27 protein-coding genes and 1 tRNA gene are annotated in these 19,214 nt (G+C 58.2%); 25 read left to right on the top strand and 3 right to left on the bottom strand.

All coding sequences use genetic code 11. From position 1 onward, the window contains the following. The first annotated feature begins 4 nt into the window (after nt 1-4). The 5 genes from RS694_RS18415 to RS694_RS18395 are packed head-to-tail and all read left to right on the top strand — an operon-like array spanning nt 5 to nt 5,141. Nucleotides 5-934: a dihydrodipicolinate synthase family protein gene (locus tag RS694_RS18415; RefSeq protein ID WP_029706510.1), complete on the top strand. Its 930-nt coding sequence runs from the start codon at nt 5-7 to the stop codon at nt 932-934. 24 nt (nt 935-958) lie between these two features. Continuing rightward, a complete protein-coding gene (locus RS694_RS18410; protein WP_029706509.1) occupies nt 959-2,119 on the top strand; it encodes a Gfo/Idh/MocA family protein in 1,161 nt (386 codons plus the stop codon). A 15-nt stretch (nt 2,120-2,134) separates the two neighbouring features. After that, nucleotides 2,135-3,577 (top strand): aldehyde dehydrogenase family protein, encoded by a 1,443-nt coding sequence (locus RS694_RS18405; protein WP_029706508.1) that lies wholly within the window; start codon nt 2,135-2,137, stop codon nt 3,575-3,577. A gap of 5 nt (nt 3,578-3,582) precedes the next feature. Then, nucleotides 3,583-4,500 carry a 2-dehydro-3-deoxygalactonokinase gene (locus RS694_RS18400; RefSeq protein ID WP_029706507.1) on the top strand — a complete coding sequence of 306 codons (918 nt, stop codon included), beginning with the start codon at nt 3,583-3,585 and terminating at the stop codon, nt 4,498-4,500. Then, complete coding sequence (locus tag RS694_RS18395; protein ID WP_029706506.1) at nt 4,497-5,141, top strand: 2-dehydro-3-deoxy-6-phosphogalactonate aldolase; 645 nt, start codon at nt 4,497-4,499, stop codon at nt 5,139-5,141. The genes RS694_RS18400 and RS694_RS18395 overlap by 4 nt, the downstream gene beginning before the upstream one ends. Before the next feature lie 19 nt (nt 5,142-5,160). On the opposite strand, the gene RS694_RS18390 is transcribed toward RS694_RS18395, so the two are convergent. Both RS694_RS18390 and proC read right to left on the bottom strand, forming a co-directional pair. Continuing rightward, the gene (locus RS694_RS18390; protein ID WP_029706505.1) at nt 5,161-5,430 is read right to left on the bottom strand and encodes a DUF2164 domain-containing protein; all 270 of its coding nucleotides are present in this window, start codon (nt 5,428-5,430) and stop codon (nt 5,161-5,163) included. A gap of 73 nt (nt 5,431-5,503) precedes the next feature. Beyond that, nucleotides 5,504-6,319: a pyrroline-5-carboxylate reductase gene (gene proC, locus RS694_RS18385; RefSeq protein WP_076069905.1), complete on the bottom strand. Its 816-nt coding sequence runs from the start codon at nt 6,317-6,319 to the stop codon at nt 5,504-5,506. A 15-nt stretch (nt 6,320-6,334) separates the two neighbouring features. On the opposite strand from proC, the gene glpK reads away from it, so the two are divergent. From glpK to RS694_RS18285, 20 genes are all read left to right on the top strand, one after another. Beyond that, complete coding sequence (gene glpK, locus RS694_RS18380) at nt 6,335-7,852, top strand: glycerol kinase GlpK (RefSeq protein WP_029706503.1); 1,518 nt, start codon at nt 6,335-6,337, stop codon at nt 7,850-7,852. Between the two features lie 14 nt (nt 7,853-7,866). Next, on the top strand, nt 7,867-9,474 hold the full coding sequence (locus tag RS694_RS18375; RefSeq protein ID WP_029706501.1) for a glycerol-3-phosphate dehydrogenase/oxidase: 1,608 nt from the start codon (nt 7,867-7,869) through the stop codon (nt 9,472-9,474). A gap of 185 nt (nt 9,475-9,659) precedes the next feature. Then, nucleotides 9,660-10,028, top strand: a complete 369-nt coding sequence (gene rplN / locus RS694_RS18370) for a 50S ribosomal protein L14 (RefSeq protein ID WP_007861702.1) — start codon at nt 9,660-9,662, stop codon at nt 10,026-10,028. A 9-nt stretch (nt 10,029-10,037) separates the two neighbouring features. Continuing rightward, nucleotides 10,038-10,358 (top strand): 50S ribosomal protein L24, encoded by a 321-nt coding sequence (gene rplX / locus RS694_RS18365; protein WP_029706500.1) that lies wholly within the window; start codon nt 10,038-10,040, stop codon nt 10,356-10,358. 2 nt (nt 10,359-10,360) lie between these two features. Continuing rightward, entirely contained in the window at nt 10,361-10,900 is a 540-nt protein-coding gene (gene rplE / locus RS694_RS18360) for a 50S ribosomal protein L5 (protein ID WP_029706499.1), read from the top strand. Between the two features lie 8 nt (nt 10,901-10,908). Then, on the top strand, nt 10,909-11,214 hold the full coding sequence (rpsN, locus tag RS694_RS18355; RefSeq protein WP_029706498.1) for a 30S ribosomal protein S14: 306 nt from the start codon (nt 10,909-10,911) through the stop codon (nt 11,212-11,214). An 18-nt stretch (nt 11,215-11,232) separates the two neighbouring features. Then, a complete protein-coding gene (rpsH, locus tag RS694_RS18350; protein ID WP_029706497.1) occupies nt 11,233-11,628 on the top strand; it encodes a 30S ribosomal protein S8 in 396 nt (131 codons plus the stop codon). A gap of 21 nt (nt 11,629-11,649) precedes the next feature. Next, a complete protein-coding gene (rplF, locus tag RS694_RS18345) occupies nt 11,650-12,183 on the top strand; it encodes a 50S ribosomal protein L6 (protein ID WP_029706496.1) in 534 nt (177 codons plus the stop codon). 11 nt (nt 12,184-12,194) lie between these two features. Continuing rightward, nucleotides 12,195-12,560, top strand: a complete 366-nt coding sequence (gene rplR, locus RS694_RS18340; protein WP_029706495.1) for a 50S ribosomal protein L18 — start codon at nt 12,195-12,197, stop codon at nt 12,558-12,560. A gap of 17 nt (nt 12,561-12,577) precedes the next feature. Further along, nucleotides 12,578-13,102, top strand: coding sequence for a 30S ribosomal protein S5 (gene rpsE / locus RS694_RS18335; protein ID WP_037246775.1), 525 nt, complete (start codon nt 12,578-12,580; stop codon nt 13,100-13,102). 15 nt (nt 13,103-13,117) lie between these two features. Continuing rightward, nucleotides 13,118-13,300, top strand: a complete 183-nt coding sequence (rpmD, locus tag RS694_RS18330; RefSeq protein ID WP_029706493.1) for a 50S ribosomal protein L30 — start codon at nt 13,118-13,120, stop codon at nt 13,298-13,300. A gap of 10 nt (nt 13,301-13,310) precedes the next feature. After that, nucleotides 13,311-13,742 (top strand): 50S ribosomal protein L15, encoded by a 432-nt coding sequence (gene rplO / locus RS694_RS18325; protein ID WP_029706492.1) that lies wholly within the window; start codon nt 13,311-13,313, stop codon nt 13,740-13,742. Between the two features lie 23 nt (nt 13,743-13,765). Next, a complete protein-coding gene (secY, locus tag RS694_RS18320) occupies nt 13,766-15,076 on the top strand; it encodes a preprotein translocase subunit SecY (protein WP_029706491.1) in 1,311 nt (436 codons plus the stop codon). A gap of 144 nt (nt 15,077-15,220) precedes the next feature. Beyond that, nucleotides 15,221-15,334 (top strand): 50S ribosomal protein L36, encoded by a 114-nt coding sequence (rpmJ, locus tag RS694_RS18315; protein WP_012348927.1) that lies wholly within the window; start codon nt 15,221-15,223, stop codon nt 15,332-15,334. Between the two features lie 24 nt (nt 15,335-15,358). Then, a complete protein-coding gene (rpsM, locus tag RS694_RS18310; protein ID WP_029706490.1) occupies nt 15,359-15,724 on the top strand; it encodes a 30S ribosomal protein S13 in 366 nt (121 codons plus the stop codon). Between the two features lie 9 nt (nt 15,725-15,733). Then, nucleotides 15,734-16,138: a 30S ribosomal protein S11 gene (gene rpsK, locus RS694_RS18305; protein ID WP_029706489.1), complete on the top strand. Its 405-nt coding sequence runs from the start codon at nt 15,734-15,736 to the stop codon at nt 16,136-16,138. A gap of 82 nt (nt 16,139-16,220) precedes the next feature. Then, complete coding sequence (gene rpsD, locus RS694_RS18300) at nt 16,221-16,844, top strand: 30S ribosomal protein S4 (protein WP_029706488.1); 624 nt, start codon at nt 16,221-16,223, stop codon at nt 16,842-16,844. A 107-nt stretch (nt 16,845-16,951) separates the two neighbouring features. Next, nucleotides 16,952-17,941, top strand: coding sequence for a DNA-directed RNA polymerase subunit alpha (locus RS694_RS18295; protein WP_029706487.1), 990 nt, complete (start codon nt 16,952-16,954; stop codon nt 17,939-17,941). Nucleotides 17,942-18,022: 81 nt separating this feature from the next. After that, entirely contained in the window at nt 18,023-18,418 is a 396-nt protein-coding gene (gene rplQ / locus RS694_RS18290; RefSeq protein ID WP_029706486.1) for a 50S ribosomal protein L17, read from the top strand. A gap of 23 nt (nt 18,419-18,441) precedes the next feature. After that, nucleotides 18,442-18,518 (top strand) — tRNA-Met (locus RS694_RS18285). Nucleotides 18,519-18,700: 182 nt separating this feature from the next. Here RS694_RS18285 and RS694_RS18280 read toward each other — a convergent pair. Next, nucleotides 18,701-19,213: a hypothetical protein gene (locus RS694_RS18280; protein ID WP_029706485.1), complete on the bottom strand. Its 513-nt coding sequence runs from the start codon at nt 19,211-19,213 to the stop codon at nt 18,701-18,703. Nucleotide 19,214: the final 1 nt, after the last annotated feature.

Here is a 19,214-nt window from a genome sequence, read left to right as displayed (position 1 = left end):
GGTAATGACTGCTGCAACCACTGCGCGCTACAAGGGTGTTTTCCCGGTAGTGCCCACCACCTTCACCGAATCTGGCGCGCTCGATCTGGAAAGCCAGAAACGTTGTGTCGATTTCATGATCGATGCGGGCTCTACCGGCCTGTGCATCCTGGCCAATTTCTCGGAGCAGTTTGTGCTGGCGGACGCCGAGCGCGAGTTACTCACCAAAACCATCCTGGAGCACGTCAAGGGCCGCGTACCGGTCATCGTGACCACCACGCACTTCAGTACCCAGATCACCATCGCACGCAGTGTGCAGGCACAGCAGCTCGGTGCAGCTATGGTGATGGTGATGCCGCCCTACCACGGCGCCACAATCCGTGTATCCGAAGGGCAGATCTACGACTACTTCGCGCGCCTGTCGGATGCCATCAACATTCCCATCATGATCCAGGACGCGCCGGTCAGCGGTACGCCGCTGTCGGTGCCATTTTTGGCACGCATGGCCCACGAAATCAAGCAGGTGTCTTATTTCAAGATCGAGACGGCGGGCGCGGCCTCCAAGCTGCGCGAACTGATCCGCGTGGGTGGTGCTGCGATTGAAGGGCCCTGGGATGGTGAAGAGGCCATTACCTTGTTGCCTGACCTGGACGCCGGTGCCACGGGCGCGATGACCGGCGGCGCCTATCCGGATGGCATCCGCAAAATCGTCGACGCCTATGTTGCTGGCCGCCGCGACGAGGCGGTGGCCGAATACACGCGCTGGCTGCCGCTGATCAATTATGAGAACCGCCAAGGCGGTATCCTGACCGCCAAGGCGCTGATGAAGGAAGGTGGCGTGATTGCCAGTGAAGCAGGTCGCCACCCCTTCCCCGCCATGCACCCCGACACCCGGGCCGGTTTGCTGGAAACCGCCCGCCGGCTGGACCCTATGGTCCTGCGTTGGGGCAAGTAAACCCGAAAACACAGAGGAAAACGCATGTCTGACAACACGGTCTTCAAGCTCCTGGGACGCCGCCTGCGCCTGGCAGTTATCGGGGGCGGACCGGGCTCATTCATTGGTGCCATGCACCGCCAGGCTGCGCGGCTTGATGACCGTTATGAGTTGGTAGCTGCGGCACTGTCGTCAGACCCCGAGCGCTCCCGTGCAGCAGGTCAGGGTATCGGCGTAGCGCAAGACCGTTGTTACCCCAGCGGCCAGGCCTTGATTGACGCGGAGGCACAGCGCCCCGATGGCGCCGAGGTCGTGGCCATCATGACGCCCAATGACAGCCACTACAGTTTTGCCATGCAGGCGCTGGAGCGTGGTTTGGATGTCATCTGCGACAAACCCATGACCAACACGCTGCAGGAAGCCGAGGCCTTGCATGCGCGCGTGCAGGCTACCGGGCTGGTGTTTTGCCTGACCCATAACTACACGGGGTACCCGATGGTGCGCCAGGCCAAAGCCATGGTGATGGACGGCCAGCTCGGCGAGATTCGCTTGGTGCAGGTGGAATATGTGCAGGGTGGCCGTGCCAAGGCCGGCCCGGGCCGGCGTGCCTGGAAGGAAGACCCCGCGCGCGGCGGCCCGTCGCTGGTGATGGGTGACATCGGTACCCATGCGCACAACCTGCTGCGTTTCATCACCGGGCTGGAAGTAGCGCAGGTGGCGGCGGAAGTCGGCAGCATCGTGCCCGACCGCGTGACACACGACTACGCCGGAGCCATGCTGCGTATGAGCAACGGCGCACGCGGCAGCTTTTGGGTCACGCAGGCGGCCGCCGGTGTGGAAAACGGTCTGCGCATCCGCGTGAGTGGATCGCTGGGCAGCATTGAATGGCACCAGGAGCATCCGCAGGTGCTGCAGTTCAAACCGCTGGATGCGCCCGCCCAGGTGCGTACGCCCAATGGACCCGGCACGTTGCCGCTGGCGGCGCGCGCCTCGCGCATTGTGGCTGGCCACCCCGAAGGTTTTCATGAGGCGTTTGCGAACCTCTACACCGATGCGGCCGATGCGATTGCCGCGCGTCGTGCATGCCAGACCGCAGACCCTTTGTCCCTGTATTTCCCCAACGCCACTGACGGCCTGCAAGGCATACGCTTTGTGGCTGCTGCGGTGGCTTCCAGCCAACAACAGGGCGCGTGGACCGCGCTCTAACCCTAGAAAATTTGTATGACCACTTCCCAACACAACAACCTCATCAACGGCGAATGGGTGGCCTCGGCTTCCTACGCCCCGAACCTGAATCCATCCAACCTCGCGGACGTAGTGGGTGAATATGCACAGGCCGATGCCGCGCAACTCAACGCGGCCGTGGCTGCAGCACAAAAGGCTTTTCCTGCGTGGTCTACCGGTGGTATCCAGGCGCGCGCCGATGCACTCGACAAGATTGGTACCGAAATCCTCGCCCGCCGCGAAGAGTTGGGCACGCTGCTCGCGCGTGAAGAAGGCAAGACCCGCGCTGAGGGCATTGGCGAGGCCGCACGTGCCGGCAACATTTTCAAATTCTTCGCGGGCGAATGCCTGCGCCTGGCCGGTGAGACCTTGCCCTCGGTGCGCCCCGGCATTGGCGTGGAAGTCACACGCGAACCCCTGGGCGTGATCGGCCTCATCACGCCGTGGAATTTCCCCATCGCCATTCCCGCATGGAAGATTGCGCCGGCGCTGGCCTATGGCAATTGCGTGGTGCTGAAACCTGCCGACCTGGTGCCGGGCTGCGCTTGGGCGTTGGCCGACATCATCAGCCGCAGTGGCATTCCGGCCGGTGTGTTCAACCTGGTCATGGGACCGGGCCGTGTGATTGGCGACGCGTTGGTGAACCACCCCGGCATCACTGCCATCAGCTTCACCGGTTCGGTGGGCGTGGGCCAGCGTATCGCCGCGGCCTGTGCGGGCCATATGAAAAAGGTGCAGTTGGAGATGGGCGGCAAGAACCCGCAGGTCGTGCTGGACGATGCCGACCTGGGCGTGGCGGTGGAGCTCAGCGTGCAAAGCGCGTTTTATTCCACCGGCCAGCGCTGCACCGCGTCGAGCCGCCTGATCGTCACGGACAAGATTTACCCCGCGTTCATCGAAGCCATGCAAAAACGCATGGCCGCCATCAAGGTGGGTGACGCGCTGCAGGCGGGCATTGACATTGGCCCCGTGTCCTCGCAAGCGCAGTTGGAGCAGGACTTGTCGTATGTGGAAATCGGCAAGGCCGAAGGCGCCACGCTGCTGACCGGCGGCGAGCGTCTGCAGCGTGACACCGAGGGCTTCTACATGGCGCCAGCCCTGCTGGTGGACAGCACTGCCGCTATGCGCATCAACCGCGAAGAGGTCTTTGGCCCCGTGGCCAGTGTGATCCGCGTGAAGGACTACGACGAAGCGCTGGCCGTGGCCAACGACACGCCGTTTGGTCTGTCCGCCGGTATTGCCACCACCTCGCTCAAATACGCCACGCATTTCAAGCGCCATTCGCAGGCGGGAATGGTCATGGTGAACCTGCCCACGGCGGGCGTGGACTACCACGTACCGTTTGGTGGCCGCAAAGGCTCCAGCTATGGATCGCGCGAACAAGGCAAATACGCGGCCGAATTTTTCACTACGGTGAAGACCGCCTACACGCTGGCCTGAGCGGCATGGACAACCCGGAAGTGACTTTTGTCGGGGTGGACTGGGGCACCACGCACCGCCGTGCCTATGCGCTGGATGCCGGCGGGCAGTGCATCCGGTCCCATGCCGACGGCGAAGGGGCGCTGGCGAGCAAAGGGCGTTTTCCTGAGGCCCTGCGTGCCGCGTTGGATGCGATTGACGCGCGGCCCACGCAAGTGCTGATGTCCGGCATGGTGGGTAGCGCCATGGGCTGGAAAGAGGCTCCGTATCTGGATGCTTCCGTGGCGCTGGCTGATATGCCGCAGCACCTGATGTTGATTCCCGATGACTCCGACCCGGTACCCCGCCACGTGGTGCCGGGCTACTGCATCCGCAACCAGTGGGGCCAGCCCGATGTGATGCGTGGTGAAGAAACCCAACTGCTGGGTGCAGTCACGTTGGGCCACCACACGGGCTGGTTTGTGTTGCCCGGTACGCACAGCAAATGGGTGGAACTCAAGGCGGGCCGCATCGTGCAACTGCGTACCTATATGACGGGTGAGCTGTTTGACGTGCTGAGCAAAAACGGCACCCTGGCCGCGGCAGCCGGATCGAGTGAACAGGTCTGGGACGCCACCGTCTTCGCGCAGGGCGTGCAGGCAGCGCAGCATGGGGGTGCCTTGAGCCACTTGTTGTTTGAATGCCGCGCCCGCGTGGTCTGCGGCGACATGCCTGCCGCCAGCACCCGTGCCTACCTGAGTGGCGTGCTGATTGGCAGCGAGCTGCACGATGTGGCGCACAGTGCACGGGCCGCAGCACCGGTCAAAATCATCGGCTCGCCCGAACTGGCCCAGCATTACCAGACCGCCGCCGCGCCGCTGGGACTGGCATTTGAAGTCATCAACGCGCAGGACGCTTTTCTGGGCGCGATGGCGCATTTTCAATCCCACGGAAAGTCCGCATGAGCACCGCCCACGACCTCTTGAAGCAACACCGCGCCATGCCCTTGGTGGCGATTCTGCGTGGGCTGGACACCGCGAGTGCGGTCGCTGTGGGCGAGGCTTTGGTGCAGAGCGGTTTCCGGATTCTGGAAGTACCGCTGAACCGCCCGGGCGCGCTGGAATGCATTGCGAGTCTGACGCGCGCCCTGCCTGCTGGCACGCTGATCGGCGGCGGCACCATGCTGACCGTTGATGACGTCAACGCGGTGCACGCAGCGGGTGGGCGGTTGATGGTGTCGCCCAACTGCGATGTGCGGGTCATCCGCCGCGCGGTGGAGTTGGGCATGGTTTGCGCGCCCGGTGTGGCCACGCCTTCGGAAGCCTTCACCGCGCTCGAAGCCGGTGCTCACGCGCTCAAGCTGTTCCCGGCCGAGATGGTGGGTCACGGTGGCCTCAAGGCCTTCAAATCCGTGCTGCCTACAGGCATCGATCTGTGGCCGGTGGGCGGTATCACACCGGAGAGCATGGCAGCTTGGGTGACCGCCGGGGCGACCGGTTTTGGCATTGGCAGCCAGCTGTATGCACCGGGCAAGTCGGCAGCGGATGTATTGGTCAAGGCCCGTCAGTACGTGCAGGCCTGGCAGGCCACCAGCGGCAAAGTCTGAACCGAGCCGCAGAAGCTTTTCAGGGTTTGCGGGCCCGATCGAACTTGCGCCAGTAAGCAAATTCGTCTTCGTGGATTTCCACATCCACTTCCATCACGCGCGCCTGCAGCCGGTCCTGTACATCGGTCACTGCCTTGTTGTAGACCAGCGGGCCGATCTCTTCCAGAAAGTAGCCCAGCAGCGCGCCGGCGGACACGTTGCCAATCGGCTCTTCCATGTTCTCGCGGAAGTAGCGTTCTATGGACGCAATCGCCTGTTTGCGGGCGTCCTTGGAAATTTCAATGCTCATGGCGCCTCCGTTTTGCTATTGAAATAGTAGCTGCTTGCGCAAATTCCATAAGGGCTGGAAGCATAAAACATGCTTAACTCTCCCCGAACTCATCACCCAGCTCGGTCGCCCGTTTCCGGGCGGCATGCAGCGCCTTGGCAAACAGCGGCTTGATCTGGCTCTCGTCCATCGACGTGATGGCCGCATAAGTGGTGCCGCCTTTGGAGGTGACGCGCTGGCGCAGGATTTCGGGCGGCTCGCTGGACGCACGGGCCAACTCTCCCGCGCCGATAAAGGTGGCCACGGCCAGCTTGTAGGCCTGCTCGCGCGGCAGGCCCATCTCGGCACCGGCGGCGGTCATGGCTTCCATGAAATAGAACATATAGGCCGGGCCGGAGCCGGAAATAGCGGTCACGGCGTCGAGCTGGCTCTCGGCGTCCAGCCAGAGGAACTCGCCGGTGGTGGAAACAATGCGCTCGGCCAGTTGGCGGTCTTTCTCGGTCACGGCGGGGCGCGGGTACAGCGCGGTGATGCCCTTGCCAATCAGTGCGGGCGTGTTGGGCATGGTGCGAATCACGCGTTCATTGCCCAGCCAGTGCGCAATGCTGTCGCTGCGGATGCCGGCGGCCACGCTCAGGTGCAGCGCGTCCTTGGTGTGAAAGCGCACCTGCAATGCCGCTTCCTTGAATGTCTGCGGTTTCACGGCCCACAACACGATGGTGGCGCGGCCCAGAAAATCACCGGCCTGGGCGTGGGCTTCGATGCCAAAATGGGATTTCAGCTTCTCCCGCGCTTCGGGGAAAGGCTCCACGACATCCATGTGCTGGCTGGCAAACCCCTGGCGGATCAGTCCGCTGATAATGGCGCTGGCCATGTTGCCGCCGCCGATAAACGCAATGTGCTCACTCATTGATATCTCCGATTTATGGACTACATTCTCGCGCTAGACCAGGGGACCACCAGCTCACGGGCCATTGTGTTTGACCGCCAGGGGCAGGTCGCCGCGGTGGCGCAGCAGGAGTTCCGCCAGATTTTCCCCCAGCCGGGTTGGGTCGAGCATGATGCCAACGAGATCTGGCACACCCAGTACGCCGTCGCACTGGCCGCGCTCAAGAAGCGCAACCTGTCGGCGCACCACATTTCCGGCATAGGCATCACCAACCAGCGCGAGACCACGCTCTTGTGGGACCGCAAGACCGGTGAGCCGGTCGCCAACGCCATCGTCTGGCAGGACCGCCGCACCGCAGCGCGCTGCGACGCACTGCGCAAAGCCGGCAAAGCCAAGATGATCCAGGCCAAGACCGGCCTGGTGCTGGATGCCTATTTCTCCGGTACCAAGCTCGAATGGCTGCTCGACAACGTGCCCGGTGTGCGGGCCCGCGCAGAACGCGGCGAGCTGGCCTTTGGCACGGTGGATAGCTGGCTGATCTGGAAGCTCACGGGCGGGCGCCTGCACGTGACGGATGCCAGCAATGCCTCGCGCACGCTGCTCTTCAACATCCGCGAGCTGTGCTGGGATGCGCAACTGCTGTCCCTGTTCAATATTCCGGCCAGCGTGTTGCCGGAGGTGGTGCCGTCCAGTGGTGTTGTCGGTGAAACCGATGTGTCACTGTTTGGTGCGCCGGTGCGTATTGCCGGCATCGCGGGCGACCAACAGGCTGCGACGTTTGGTCAGACCTGTTACCAGCCCGGCATGGCCAAGAACACCTACGGAACGGGCTGTTTCATGCTCATGAACACCGGCACAGCGGCCGTGCCCAGCCAGTCCAAATTGCTCACGACCGTGGCCTGGGTGGGCTCGGAAAAAGCCAAGCCGCAAGCGCTTAAAACCCACGCCTGTTACGCGCTGGAAGGCTCGGTCTTCATGGCCGGCGCCACCATCCAGTGGCTGCGCGATGGCTTGCAGATCATCAAGTCGGCAGAAGAGGTAGAGGCACTCGCCTCTTGCGTGCCCGACACGCAGGATGTGTACCTGGTGCCCGCCTTTGCCGGCTTGGGCACGCCACACTGGGACGGCCACGCGCGCGGCACGCTGTTGGGTATGACGCGCGGCACAGCCCGGCCCCATATCGCCCGCGCGGCGCTGGAGTCCATCGCGTTGCAGGCGGCTGATGTGTTTGGCGCCATGGTGCAGGACTCGGGCATTGCGCTCAAGGAACTGCGCGTGGACGGCGGTGCCTGCCGCAACAACCTGCTGATGCAGATGCAGGCCGACTTTCTGGGTGTGCCGGTAGTGCGTCCGGTAGTGACCGAAACCACGGCCCTGGGCGCCGCTTACCTTGCGGGGCTGGCCACCGGCTTCTGGGCCGGCGTGGACGAAGTGTCCAGCCAATGGGCCATGGACCGCCGCTTTGAGCCCCGCATGAGCCCGGACGCACGCCAGGCCAAGATGGCCCGCTGGCGCCAGGCGGTGGAACGCTCCAAACACTGGGCCTACGATTGAATACCAAGCTGACCATGACCACAAATGCCCAAGCCTTGCCTACCCGCCGTGCCGATTTGCTGGAGCGCCTGCGCGACTGTACCCGCTATGACATCGCCATCGTCGGCGGCGGCGCTACCGGATTAGGCGTGGCACTGGATGCCGTGACCCGTGGCCTGAAAGTGGTGCTGGTGGAGTCCCACGACTTTGCCAAAGGCACGTCGTCCCGTGCGACCAAACTCGTGCATGGCGGCGTGCGTTACTTGGCGCAGGGCAATATCGCCCTGGTGCGCGAGGCCCTGCACGAGCGCACCACGCTTTTGCACAATGCGCCCCATCTGGCGCAGCCGTTGGCCTTTGTCATGCCGTCCTACCAGTGGTGGGAAACGCCTTTCTATGGTGTGGGTCTGAAGATGTACGACGCACTCGCCGGCAAGGCGGGGCTGGGAAAAACCGAATTTCTGGGGCGGGATGCAACCCTGGCTTCGCTGCCACAGGCCAACCCCGCGCATCTCAAGGGCGGCGTGAAGTACTGGGACGGCCAGTTCAACGACGCCCGTTTGGCCATTACCCTGGCCAAAACGGCGGCGTTGCACGGTGCCTTGTTGGTCAATTACTGCAAGGCGGCAGACCTTATTTATAAGGATGGCAAGGTTGCTGGCTTGGTCTGCGAAGACACCGAAACCGGTGCGCAAATCGAGGTGCACGCTGGATGTGTCATCAATGCCGCGGGCGTGTGGGTCGACGAATTGCGCCAAAAAGACGGTGCTGCCAACGCCCATGACGGCCGTCGCCCCACCAAAGCCATGGTGGCGCCCAGCCAGGGTGTGCATATCGTGGTGGACCGGGAGTTTCTGGACTCCGAGGTGGCGCTGATGGTGCCCAAAACCGCCGATGGCCGGGTTTTATTTGCGGTGCCGTGGCTGGGCAAGGTTATTTTGGGGACGACCGACACCCCCCGCCATGACTTGGCCCGAGAGCCCCTGCCGTTCAAGGAAGAAGTGGACTTCATATTGAGTGAGGCGGCCCGTTATCTGCGCCGTGCCCCCAAGAAAGAAGACATTCGCAGTATCTGGGTTGGGCTGCGGCCCTTGGTCAAACCCCAGGATGACGACGGCGACAACACCAAGGGCCTGAGCCGCGAGCACACGGTGCTGGTCAGCCGCAGCGGCTTGGTGACGGTGACCGGCGGCAAATGGACGACTTACCGCGCGATGGCTGAAGACGTCTTGCAGAAATGCGTGGACAAGCGTCTTATCCATTGCGATAAAAAGCCAGTGACTGCTCACTTAAATCTGCTGGGTGCGGGCCTGGCGGGTGCCGCCCCGGTGTCCATCAGTTTGCCCGCAGGCGGCCATTCCTACGGGTCGGAAGCGGTGCAACTGTTGGTCATGCCGGGAGCGGATGTGACGCTGACGCCCGGTTTGACGGAGGCCATGGTGCGTTATGCGGCGCGCAATGAATATGCGCGCACCGTGGAAGATGTGCTGGCCCGGCGTTCGCGTCTGCTGTTTCTGGATGCGCGCCTGGCGGGCACTTTGGCGACACGGGTGGCGGCAATATTGCAAGAAGAAACCGGACAAGACCCGCAAATCGACGCTTTTTTTGCGTTGGTGCAGCAGTATTTGGAGTTGCCGGCCTAAAAAAGTGTTGACCAAGCCCACAAACACATGCATAATCGTGGGCTTCGCTTGAAAAAGCAGAAGTTTCTGCCCAAATGGAAGTCGTGCAAGTGGTTTGTGCGGCGGACAGCGGGCCCAAGACTGACTCGGTGTTGGTGTTTGCCTCAAGGTAAATGCTGCTCCTGGTGCAAGTTGGGAATATTGAAATGATCCAAACTGAATCTCGACTGGAAGTTGCCGACAATACCGGCGCGAAATCTGTCCTCTGCATTAAAGTGCTGGGCGGGTCGAAGCGTCGCTATGCAAGCGTTGGCGACATCATCAAAGTTAGCATCAAAGAAGCCGCACCCCGTGGCCGCGTCAAAAAAGGCGAGGTTTACAGCGCTGTAGTGGTTCGCACTGCCAAGGGCATTCGCCGTGGCGATGGCTCTTTGGTGAAATTCGACGGCAACGCAGCAGTGTTGCTCAACGCCAAATTGGAGCCTATCGGCACCCGTATCTTTGGACCAGTGACGCGCGAATTGCGTACTGAAAAGTTCATGAAGATCGTGTCCCTGGCTCCTGAAGTTTTGTAAGGACCCGCCATGAACAAGATTCGCAAAGGCGACCAAGTCATCGTTATCGCAGGTCGCGATAAGGGCAAGCGAGGAGTCATCTCCTTGCGCAAAGACGACTCCCATGTGGTCGTTGACGGTATTAACTTGGTGAAAAAACACACCAAGCCAAACCCGATGAAGGGCACAACCGGCGGCATCGTTGAAAAGACCATGCCTATCCACCAGTCCAATGTAGCCATTTTCAATGCGGCTACCGGCAAGGCGGACCGTGTTGGTATCAAGGTGCTGACGGATGGTAAGCGCGTGCGCGTTTACAAGTCCAGCGGCGAAGAAATCAAGGTGGCATAAGCATGGCACGTCTTCAACAACACTATCGCGAAAAAGTCGCGCCTGAGCTGAAAGCCAAATTTGGTTACACCTCTGCGATGCAAGTGCCCCGTCTGACCAAGATCACCCTGAACATGGGTGTGAGCGAAGCGGTTGCTGACAAGAAGGTTATGGATCACGCAGTAAGCGACCTGACCAAGATTGCTGGCCAAAAGCCCGTCGTGACCAAGTCCAAGAAGGCTATCGCTGGTTTCAAGATCCGCGAAAACCAGGCTATTGGTTGCATGGTCACTTTGCGTGGCGTGCAGATGTATGAATTCCTGGACCGTTTCGTGACCGTGGCTCTGCCCCGCGTGCGTGACTTCCGTGGCATTTCTGGTCGTGCGTTCGATGGTCGCGGTAACTACAACATCGGCGTTAAAGAACAGATCATTTTCCCTGAAATTGAATACGACAAGGTTGATGCCTTGCGTGGCCTCAATATCAGTATCACTACGACGGCCAAGACCGACGAAGAGTGCAAGGCACTGCTCGCTGGCTTCCGTTTTCCGTTCAAGAACTGAGGTCACCCATGGCAAAAATGGCTTTAATCCAGCGTGAACTGAAGCGTGATCAGTTGGCTGCCAAGTACGCGAAGAAATACGCGGAATTCAAGGCGATCGCAGGCGATGCAAAGCGTTCTGACGAAGAGCGCGCCGCAGCCCGCATGGGTCTGCAAAAGTTGCCCCGCAACGCAAACCCCACACGCCAGCGTAACCGCTGCTCCATTACGGGTCGTCCCCGTGGAACGTTCCAGCACTTCGGTCTGGCACGCGCAAAGATTCGTGAAATGGCTTTTGCCGGCGAGATCCCCGGCATCGTCAAGGCCAGCTGGTAAGCGGTAGGAGAACCAAACATGAGCATGAGTGATCCCATTGCCGACCTGTTGACACGCATTCGCAATGCGCAAATGGTTGCCAAGACTACGGTCTCGGTGCCTTCTTCCAAAGTGAAGGTTGCCATTGCCCAAGTGTTGAAAGACGAAGGCTATATCGACGGTTTCAAGGTCTCCACCGAAGGTGGCAAGGCTGAATTGGAAATCGCCCTGAAATATTACGCAGGCAAGCCTGTGATCGAGCGCATTGAGCGCGTAAGCCGTCCTGGCCTGCGTGTGTACCGTGGCAGCGACGCTATTCCTCAAGTCCAAAACGGCATGGGTGTGGCTATCGTGACTACGCCTCAAGGTGTGATGACTGATCGCAAAGCGCGCGCTACCGGTGTCGGTGGTGAAGTGCTGTGCTACGTCGCTTAACCTGCATAGGAGAAATAAAAAATGTCCCGTGTAGGTAAACTCCCCGTCGCGATTCCCGCTGGCGTTGATGTGTCGATCAAGGCAGACCAGATCAGTGTCAAAGGCACTGGTGGTACGCTGAATCTGACACTAAACAGCCTGGTTAAGGTCGCCAACGACGCTGGCAACCTGAATTTTGCTCCAGCCAATGATTCCCGCGAAGCCAATGCCATGTCTGGCACCATGCGTCAGCTGGTGAACAACATGGTGGTTGGTGTCACCAAGGGCTTTGAGAAAAAGTTGAGCCTGATTGGCGTGGGTTACAAAGCCCAGGCTTCCGGTGCCAAACTGAATCTGGCTGTCGGTTACTCGCATCCCGTCAACATCGATATGCCTGTTGGCATTTCGGTGGCGACGCCCACTCCTACAGAAATCCTGATCAAAGGTGCTGACCGTCAGCGCGTTGGACAGATTGCTGCTGAGATCCGTGCTGTTCGTCCGCCAGAGCCTTACAAGGGCAAGGGCATCCGCTATGCGGACGAGAAGATCACGATCAAAGAAACCAAGAAGAAATAAGGAGCTGCAACATGTTGACCAAAAAAGAGCAGCGTCTTCGCAGAGCCCGTCAGACTCGTATCCGCATTGCAACGCAAGGTGTAGCCCGTTTGACCGTGACCCGTACCAACCTGCACATCTATGCCAGCGTTATCTCTGGCGACGGTGGCAAGGTTCTGGCAAGCGCATCCACTGCAGAAGCAGATGTGCGCAAGTCCCTGGGTGCTAGCGGCAAAGGCGGCAACGTCGCTGCAGCGCAAATCATTGGCAAGCGCGTGGCTGAAAAAGCCAAAGCTGCTGGTGTAGAAAAAGTTGCGTTTGACCGTTCAGGTTTTGCGTACCACGGCCGTGTCAAGGCGCTGGCTGATGCCGCGCGTGAAGCTGGCTTGCAGTTCTAAGCAGATCGGAAATTAAGATGGCTAAAGTTCAAGCAAAAATGCAAGGTAAGGCCGAGGGTCCTGAGGACGGTCTGCGCGAGAAGATGATCGCGATCAATCGCGTTACCAAAGTGGTGAAGGGCGGCCGTATTCTCGGTTTCGCAGCCTTGACCGTGGTTGGTGATGGTGATGGTCGCATCGGTATGGGCAAGGGTAAATCCAAGGAAGTGCCGGCTGCTGTGCAGAAGGCCATGGAAGAAGCCCGTCGTAACATGCTGAAGGTTTCCCTGAAAAACGGCACCATTCACCACAAGGTGATGGGTCACCACGGTGCAGCCAGCGTCATGATGGCACCGGCTCCCAAGGGTACCGGCATCATTGCAGGTGGTCCTATGCGTGCAGTTTTTGAAGTGGTAGGTATTACCGACATCGTGGCCAAGAGCCATGGTTCGAGCAATCCCTACAACATGGTGCGTGCCACGCTGCATGCGCTGTCCGTGTCGACAACACCTTCGGAAGTTGCAGCCAAGCGCGGCAAGACCGTGGAAGAGATCTTCGCTTAATCCGGAGACTTCACTATGACAACACAACAAACAGTCAAGGTTCAATTGGTGCGTAGCCCAATCGGAACCAAAGAATCTCACCGCGCTACCGTGCGTGGTTTGGGTCTGCGCAAGCTCAACAGTGTGAGCGAGTTGCAAGACACGCCCGCTGTTCGCGGCATGATCAACAAGATCAGCTATCTGATCAAAGTGCTCTAAGAGGTTGATGATGGAACTTAATAACATCAAGCCTGCAGAAGGCGCAAAGCACGCCAAGCGTCGCGTGGGTCGTGGTATCGGCTCTGGCCTGGGCAAGACCGCTGGCCGTGGCCACAAAGGTCAAAAGTCACGTTCCGGTGGCGGTCCCGCTGTAGGCTTCGAAGGTGGCCAGATGCCTATGCATCGCCGCTTGCCCAAGCGCGGTTTCAAGTCACACCTGCTGCAATTCAATGCAGAAGTCACCTTGACCGCATTGGACGCACTGGGTTTGCCTGAAGTCGATCTGTTGTCGCTCAAGCAAGCTGGTCTCGTGGGCCAATTGGCCAAGGTGGTTAAGGTTATCAACACCGGCGCGATTGCCAAAGCAGTCAAGCTGAACGGTATTGGTGCTACTGCTGGTGCAAAGGCTGCGATTGAAGCAGCTGGCGGCAGCGTTGCCTGAATTGGTGACTGAAAGAGATATCCGTGGCAACTAACGCAGCTCAAATCGCAAAAACAGGCAAGTTCGGTGACCTGCGTCGCCGCTTGATGTTCTTGTTGCTCGCGCTGGTGGTTTACCGTGTGGGTGCGCACATTCCGGTGCCTGGTATTGATCCGGCCCAGTTGCAGCAGCTGTTCAAAGGACAGCAAGGCGGCATCCTGAGCCTGTTCAATATGTTCTCCGGTGGTGCGTTGTCCCGGTTTACCATCTTTGCCTTGGGGATCATGCCGTACATTTCGGCATCCATCATCATGCAGCTGCTCACTTACGTCCTTCCGACGTTCGAGCAGTTGAAAAAAGAAGGTGAAGCCGGACGCCGCAAGATTACGCAATACACCCGTTATGGAACATTGGGTCTTGCGCTGTTCCAGTCCATGGGTATTGCGCTGGCGCTGGAGTCCTCGGCAGGTTTGGTGATCTCTCCTGGTTTCGGCTTCCGAATGACTGCTGTTGTGACATTGACAGCTGGAACCATGTTTTTGATGTGGCTGGGTGAGCAGATTACGGAGCGTGGACTCGGTAATGGCATCTCGATTCTGATTTTCGGCGGTATTGCTGCGGGCTTGCCTAATGCGATTGGTGGACTGTTGGAATTGGTCAGAACTGGAGCCATGAGCATTATCGTGTCGCTGCTGATCGTGGTCCTGATAGCGCTGGTCACGTACTTCGTGGTGTTCGTTGAGCGTGGTCAACGCAAGATTTTGGTGAACTATGCGCGCCGTCAGGTGGGCAACAAGGTGTACGGTGGGCAATCTTCCCACCTGCCACTGAAGCTGAACATGGCAGGTGTGATTCCTCCCATCTTTGCTTCCTCCATTATTCTGTTGCCTGCAACGGTAGCGAATTGGTTTAGTTCTGGCGACTCCATGCGCTGGTTGAAAGATATTGCAAGCACGCTGAGCCCTGGCCAGCCTGTTTATGTGATGCTGTATGCAAGTGCAATTGTGTTTTTCTGCTTTTTCTATACGGCCTTGGTGTTCAACAGCCGTGAGACTGCAGACAACCTGAAGAAGAGCGGCGCATTCATTCCTGGAATTCGCCCTGGTGATCAAACGGCAAAGTACATCGATAAAATCCTGTTGCGTTTGACGCTGGCCGGTGCGATTTACATCACCTTTGTGTGTCTGTTGCCAGAGTTTTTGATTTTGAAGTACAACGTGCCGTTCTATTTCGGTGGCACTTCACTTCTGATTATTGTGGTGGTGACCATGGATTTCATGGCACAGGTACAGAATTACATGATGTCTCAGCAATATGAATCGCTGCTGAAGAAGGCTAATTTCAAAGCTTCTTGAGTTGGTGGTTACGCGGTGACAAGGTAACAGTGGAAATGACGTAGTACGGTTGATCCCGTACTCGGGTTGTGTTCAAAACTAGGTAACAGCGCAGGTTCCGCGCGAATCAAAGTCGGAACGGGCGAAGAGTTTTAGGAGAGAAAAATGAAGGTTTCGGCTTCGGTCAAGAAAATTTGCCGCAACTGCAAAATTATCCGTCGCAAGGGCGTTGTGCGTGTGATCTGTACAGATCCACGTCACAAGCAGCGTCAGGGTTAATTGCAAGAGTTTTAGAGGACGAAAATGGCACGTATCGCTGGCATCAACATTCCGCCGCAACAGCATTCTGAAATTGGCCTGACCGCCATTTTTGGTATCGGTCGCACACGCGCTCGCAAGATTTGCGAAGCTTGCGGCATTGCATATTCCAAGAAGGTCAAAGACTTGACCGACGGTGATCTGGAAAAAATCCGCGACCAGATCGCTCAGTTTACAATCGAGGGTGATTTGCGTCGTGAAACGACAATGAACATCAAGCGATTGATGGACATTGGTTGCTACCGTGGATTCCGCCATCGCCGTGGTTTGCCCATGCGTGGTCAGCGTACACGTACCAATGCGCGTACTCGCAAAGGCCCACGTAAGGCCGCCCAGTCACTGAAGAAATAAGAGACCACTATGGCAAAAGCTCCAGCCAATAACGCAGCACAACGTGTGCGCAAGAAAGTCCGCAAGAATGTTGCGGATGGTATTGCACACGTTCACGCGTCTTTCAATAACACCATCATCACCATTACGGATCGTCAAGGCAATGCTTTGTCTTGGGCTTCGTCTGGCGGTCAGGGTTTCAAGGGCTCTCGCAAGTCCACTCCTTTTGCTGCCCAGGTAGCATCAGAAGTGGCTGGCCGCGCAGCTCTGGAACAAGGTATCAAGAACCTGGATGTAGAGATCAAGGGCCCCGGTCCTGGTCGTGAGTCCTCGGTTCGTGCCTTGGCTGCACTGGGTATCCGCATCAACATGATCGCTGATGTGACACCTGTGCCGCATAACGGTTGCCGCCCTCAAAAGCGCCGCCGTATCTAATCTTTAACAAGCCCACCGCCAGTGACGACAGTTACTGGCTCCCGCACCTCGCGTGCGGTAGATGACATAAAAGGACGCTCACGTGGCACGCTATCTCGGCCCCAAGGCCAAACTCTCTCGCCGTGAAGGCACCGACCTGTTCCTCAAGAGCGCCCGTCGCGCTATTGGTGACAAGGCGAAGTTTGATTCCAAACCAGGTCAGCACGGTCGTACCTCCGGTACTCGCACTTCTGACTACGGTTTGCAACTGCGTGAAAAGCAGAAGGTCAAGCGCATGTACGGCGTTCTGGAACGCCAGTTCCGTCGTTACTTCGAAGAAGCCGATCGCCGCAAAGGCAACACCGGTGCTAACCTGCTGTCCCTGCTGGAATCCCGCTTGGATAACGTCGTGTACCGCATGGGCTTTGGTTCCACGCGTGCTGAAGCGCGTCAATTGGTATCCCACAAAGCCATCACCGTGAACGGTAATTCCGTGAACATCCCGTCTTACATGGTGAAAGCGGGTGATGTGGTTGCATTGCGTGACAAGTCCAAGAAGCAAAACCGTGTGGTTGAAGCTTTGCAACTGGCGCAACAAGTAGGCATGCCTGCTTGGGTTGAAGTCAGTATTGAAAAGGCCGAAGGCACTTTCAAGTCGGTTCCTGACCGTGACCAGTTTGCTGCAGACATCAACGAATCGTTGATCGTCGAGTTGTACTCGCGCTAAATCCGTTTGAAATATTGAAATCGTTCCTTGGCTGCGGGGCACCGCGGCCAAGGTGCTTCACCAGCCTTACTGACGTAACGAGTCGGGGGTATTGAGAGGAAGTCTGCATGCAAAATAGTCTGCTGAAACCCAAGTCCATCAGTGTTGAGCAGCTCGGTGCAAACCGGGCCAAAGTGGCGCTGGAGCCCTTTGAGCGTGGTTATGGCCACACACTCGGCAACGCGCTGCGTCGCGTTTTGCTGTCGTCGATGCCAGGTTTTGCGGCTACCGAAGTGACCATTGCAGGTGTTCTGCATGAGTACTCTTCCATTGATGGCGTTCAAGAAGACGTGGTCAACATTTTGTTGAACCTCAAGGGTGTGGTTTTCAAACTGCACAACCGTGAAGAAGTCACGCTGAGCCTGCGCAAAGACGCTGAAGGTGTTGTTACCGCGGCTGACATTCAGACGCCCCATGACGTCGAAATCATCAACCCGGGTCATGTGATTGCCAACCTGTCGCACGGCGGCAAGCTGGACATGCAAATCAAGGTTGAAAAAGGCCGTGGTTATGTTCCCGGAACCATGCGTCGCCATGCAGATGAGCCAAACAAGTCGATTGGCCGTATTGTTCTGGATGCATCGTTCTCTCCTGTGAAGCGCGTCAGCTACACCGTCGAAAGCGCTCGCGTTGAGCAACGCACCGATTTGGACAAGCTGGTTGTTGAAATCGAAACCAACGGTGCCGTGACTGCAGAAGATGCAGTACGCGCTTCGGCCAAGATTTTGGTGGAACAGCTGGCTGTGTTTGCGCAATTGGAAGGCAGCGAGCTGGCTGCATTCGACGCGCCCGCACCACGCGGCAACACGCAATTTGATCCTATCCTGCTGCGCCCTGTGGACGAGCTGGAGCTGACCGTGCGTTCTGCCAACTGCCTGAAGGCCGAGAACATTTACTACATCGGTGACCTGATTCAGCGCACCGAAAACGAGTTGCTGAAGACCCCGAATCTGGGTCGTAAGTCGCTTAATGAAATCAAGGAAGTGCTGGCTTCCCGCGGTCTGACTTTGGGCATGAAGCTCGAGTCTTGGCCACCAGCAGCGCTCGAAAAGCGTTAATTTTTAAAGAGCCCCATTGGGGTTCCGTGCCACGGGCAGTACCTGATCCGGCTGCCTGTTTAATAACTGAAGGAAATCAAAATGCGCCACGGACACGGTCTACGTAAACTCAATCGCACAAGCTCGCATCGTCTGGCGATGCTGCGCAACATGATGAACTCGATCATCGAGCATGAGGCCATCAAAACTACGGTTCCGAAAGCCAAGGAACTGCGCCGCGTGATCGAACCCATGATCACTCTGTCCAAGGAAGCCACCGTGGCCAACCGCCGTCTGGCGTTCGACCGTTTGCGCGACCGTGACAGCGTGACCAAGCTGTTCGACGTGCTGGGTCCTCGCTTCAAGGCGCGTCCAGGTGGTTACACACGTATCCTGAAAATGGGTTTCCGTGTGGGTGACAATGCGCCTATGGCTTTGGTGGAATTTGTTGACCGCGCTGTTGAAACAGAAGCGGTTGAAGACACCACAGCAGCATAAGTAAGCTATAATTCAACTCTTGACGCGGAGTGGAGCAGCCTGGTAGCTCGTTGGGCTCATAACCCAAAGGTCGTTAGTTCAAATCTAGCCTCCGCAACCAATACAAACGTGGCATATACCAGTATGTCCCGACAGAAAAGGCTCACTTCGGTGAGCCTTTCTTGTTTGCAGTCGACGATTGCATCGTTAGCACTCCAAACCTGACGCATCGGTCTCCGCCATGAGGTGGTGTTCTATTGTCGATGGAGGCCTCCTTCTGAGCAGGTCTCAAGCAACTTCGTATCAGGTGTAAGTGGCCGTTGGGACAGGCAAGTCATCGTCCAGGTACAACTCGTACTCGTCCCACTTCTTCTTGCCGAAATGTGCGTCGCACTGTGCGGCAATATCCTCGAATGAGGTGAACTCCATGCAGAACATCATGGTGTTGAAGACTTGGCGGTAGGTGCGTCCAGAGTCGTCTTCCAGCTCGCCCAACGGGTCATAGACGTGTTGGCAGCAATGCACCCAAACATATTGCCCGCCGAGCTCCTCTTCCGTTTCTAGAAGTAGCTCAAAGGACGCGTCGTCAGACGCTTCTAACGATGATTTTTGAAGTCTGAATACTTGCCCATGGCGCGGGTGGGCAGGGTCCAGTTCCAGGTCAATGGTTTGCCAGTCCGGAGAGATCTGGTCGGCTACTTCCCGCAATTCGGGTTGGGAGATGTCGCCCTCCCAGTAGACGTCGGTAATGTGGCGCGACTGGCCAAATTCACCTTCCCAAAGGCTGGCTTTGTGTTTCATCACATCCGGGTGCATG

Source organism: Rhodoferax saidenbachensis, from assembly GCF_001955715.1.
Taxonomy (GTDB): domain Bacteria; phylum Pseudomonadota; class Gammaproteobacteria; order Burkholderiales; family Burkholderiaceae_C; genus Allorhodoferax; species Allorhodoferax saidenbachensis.
The sequence above is the reverse complement of the archived record's forward strand: the minus strand, read 5'-3'. Positions and strand labels throughout refer to the sequence as shown.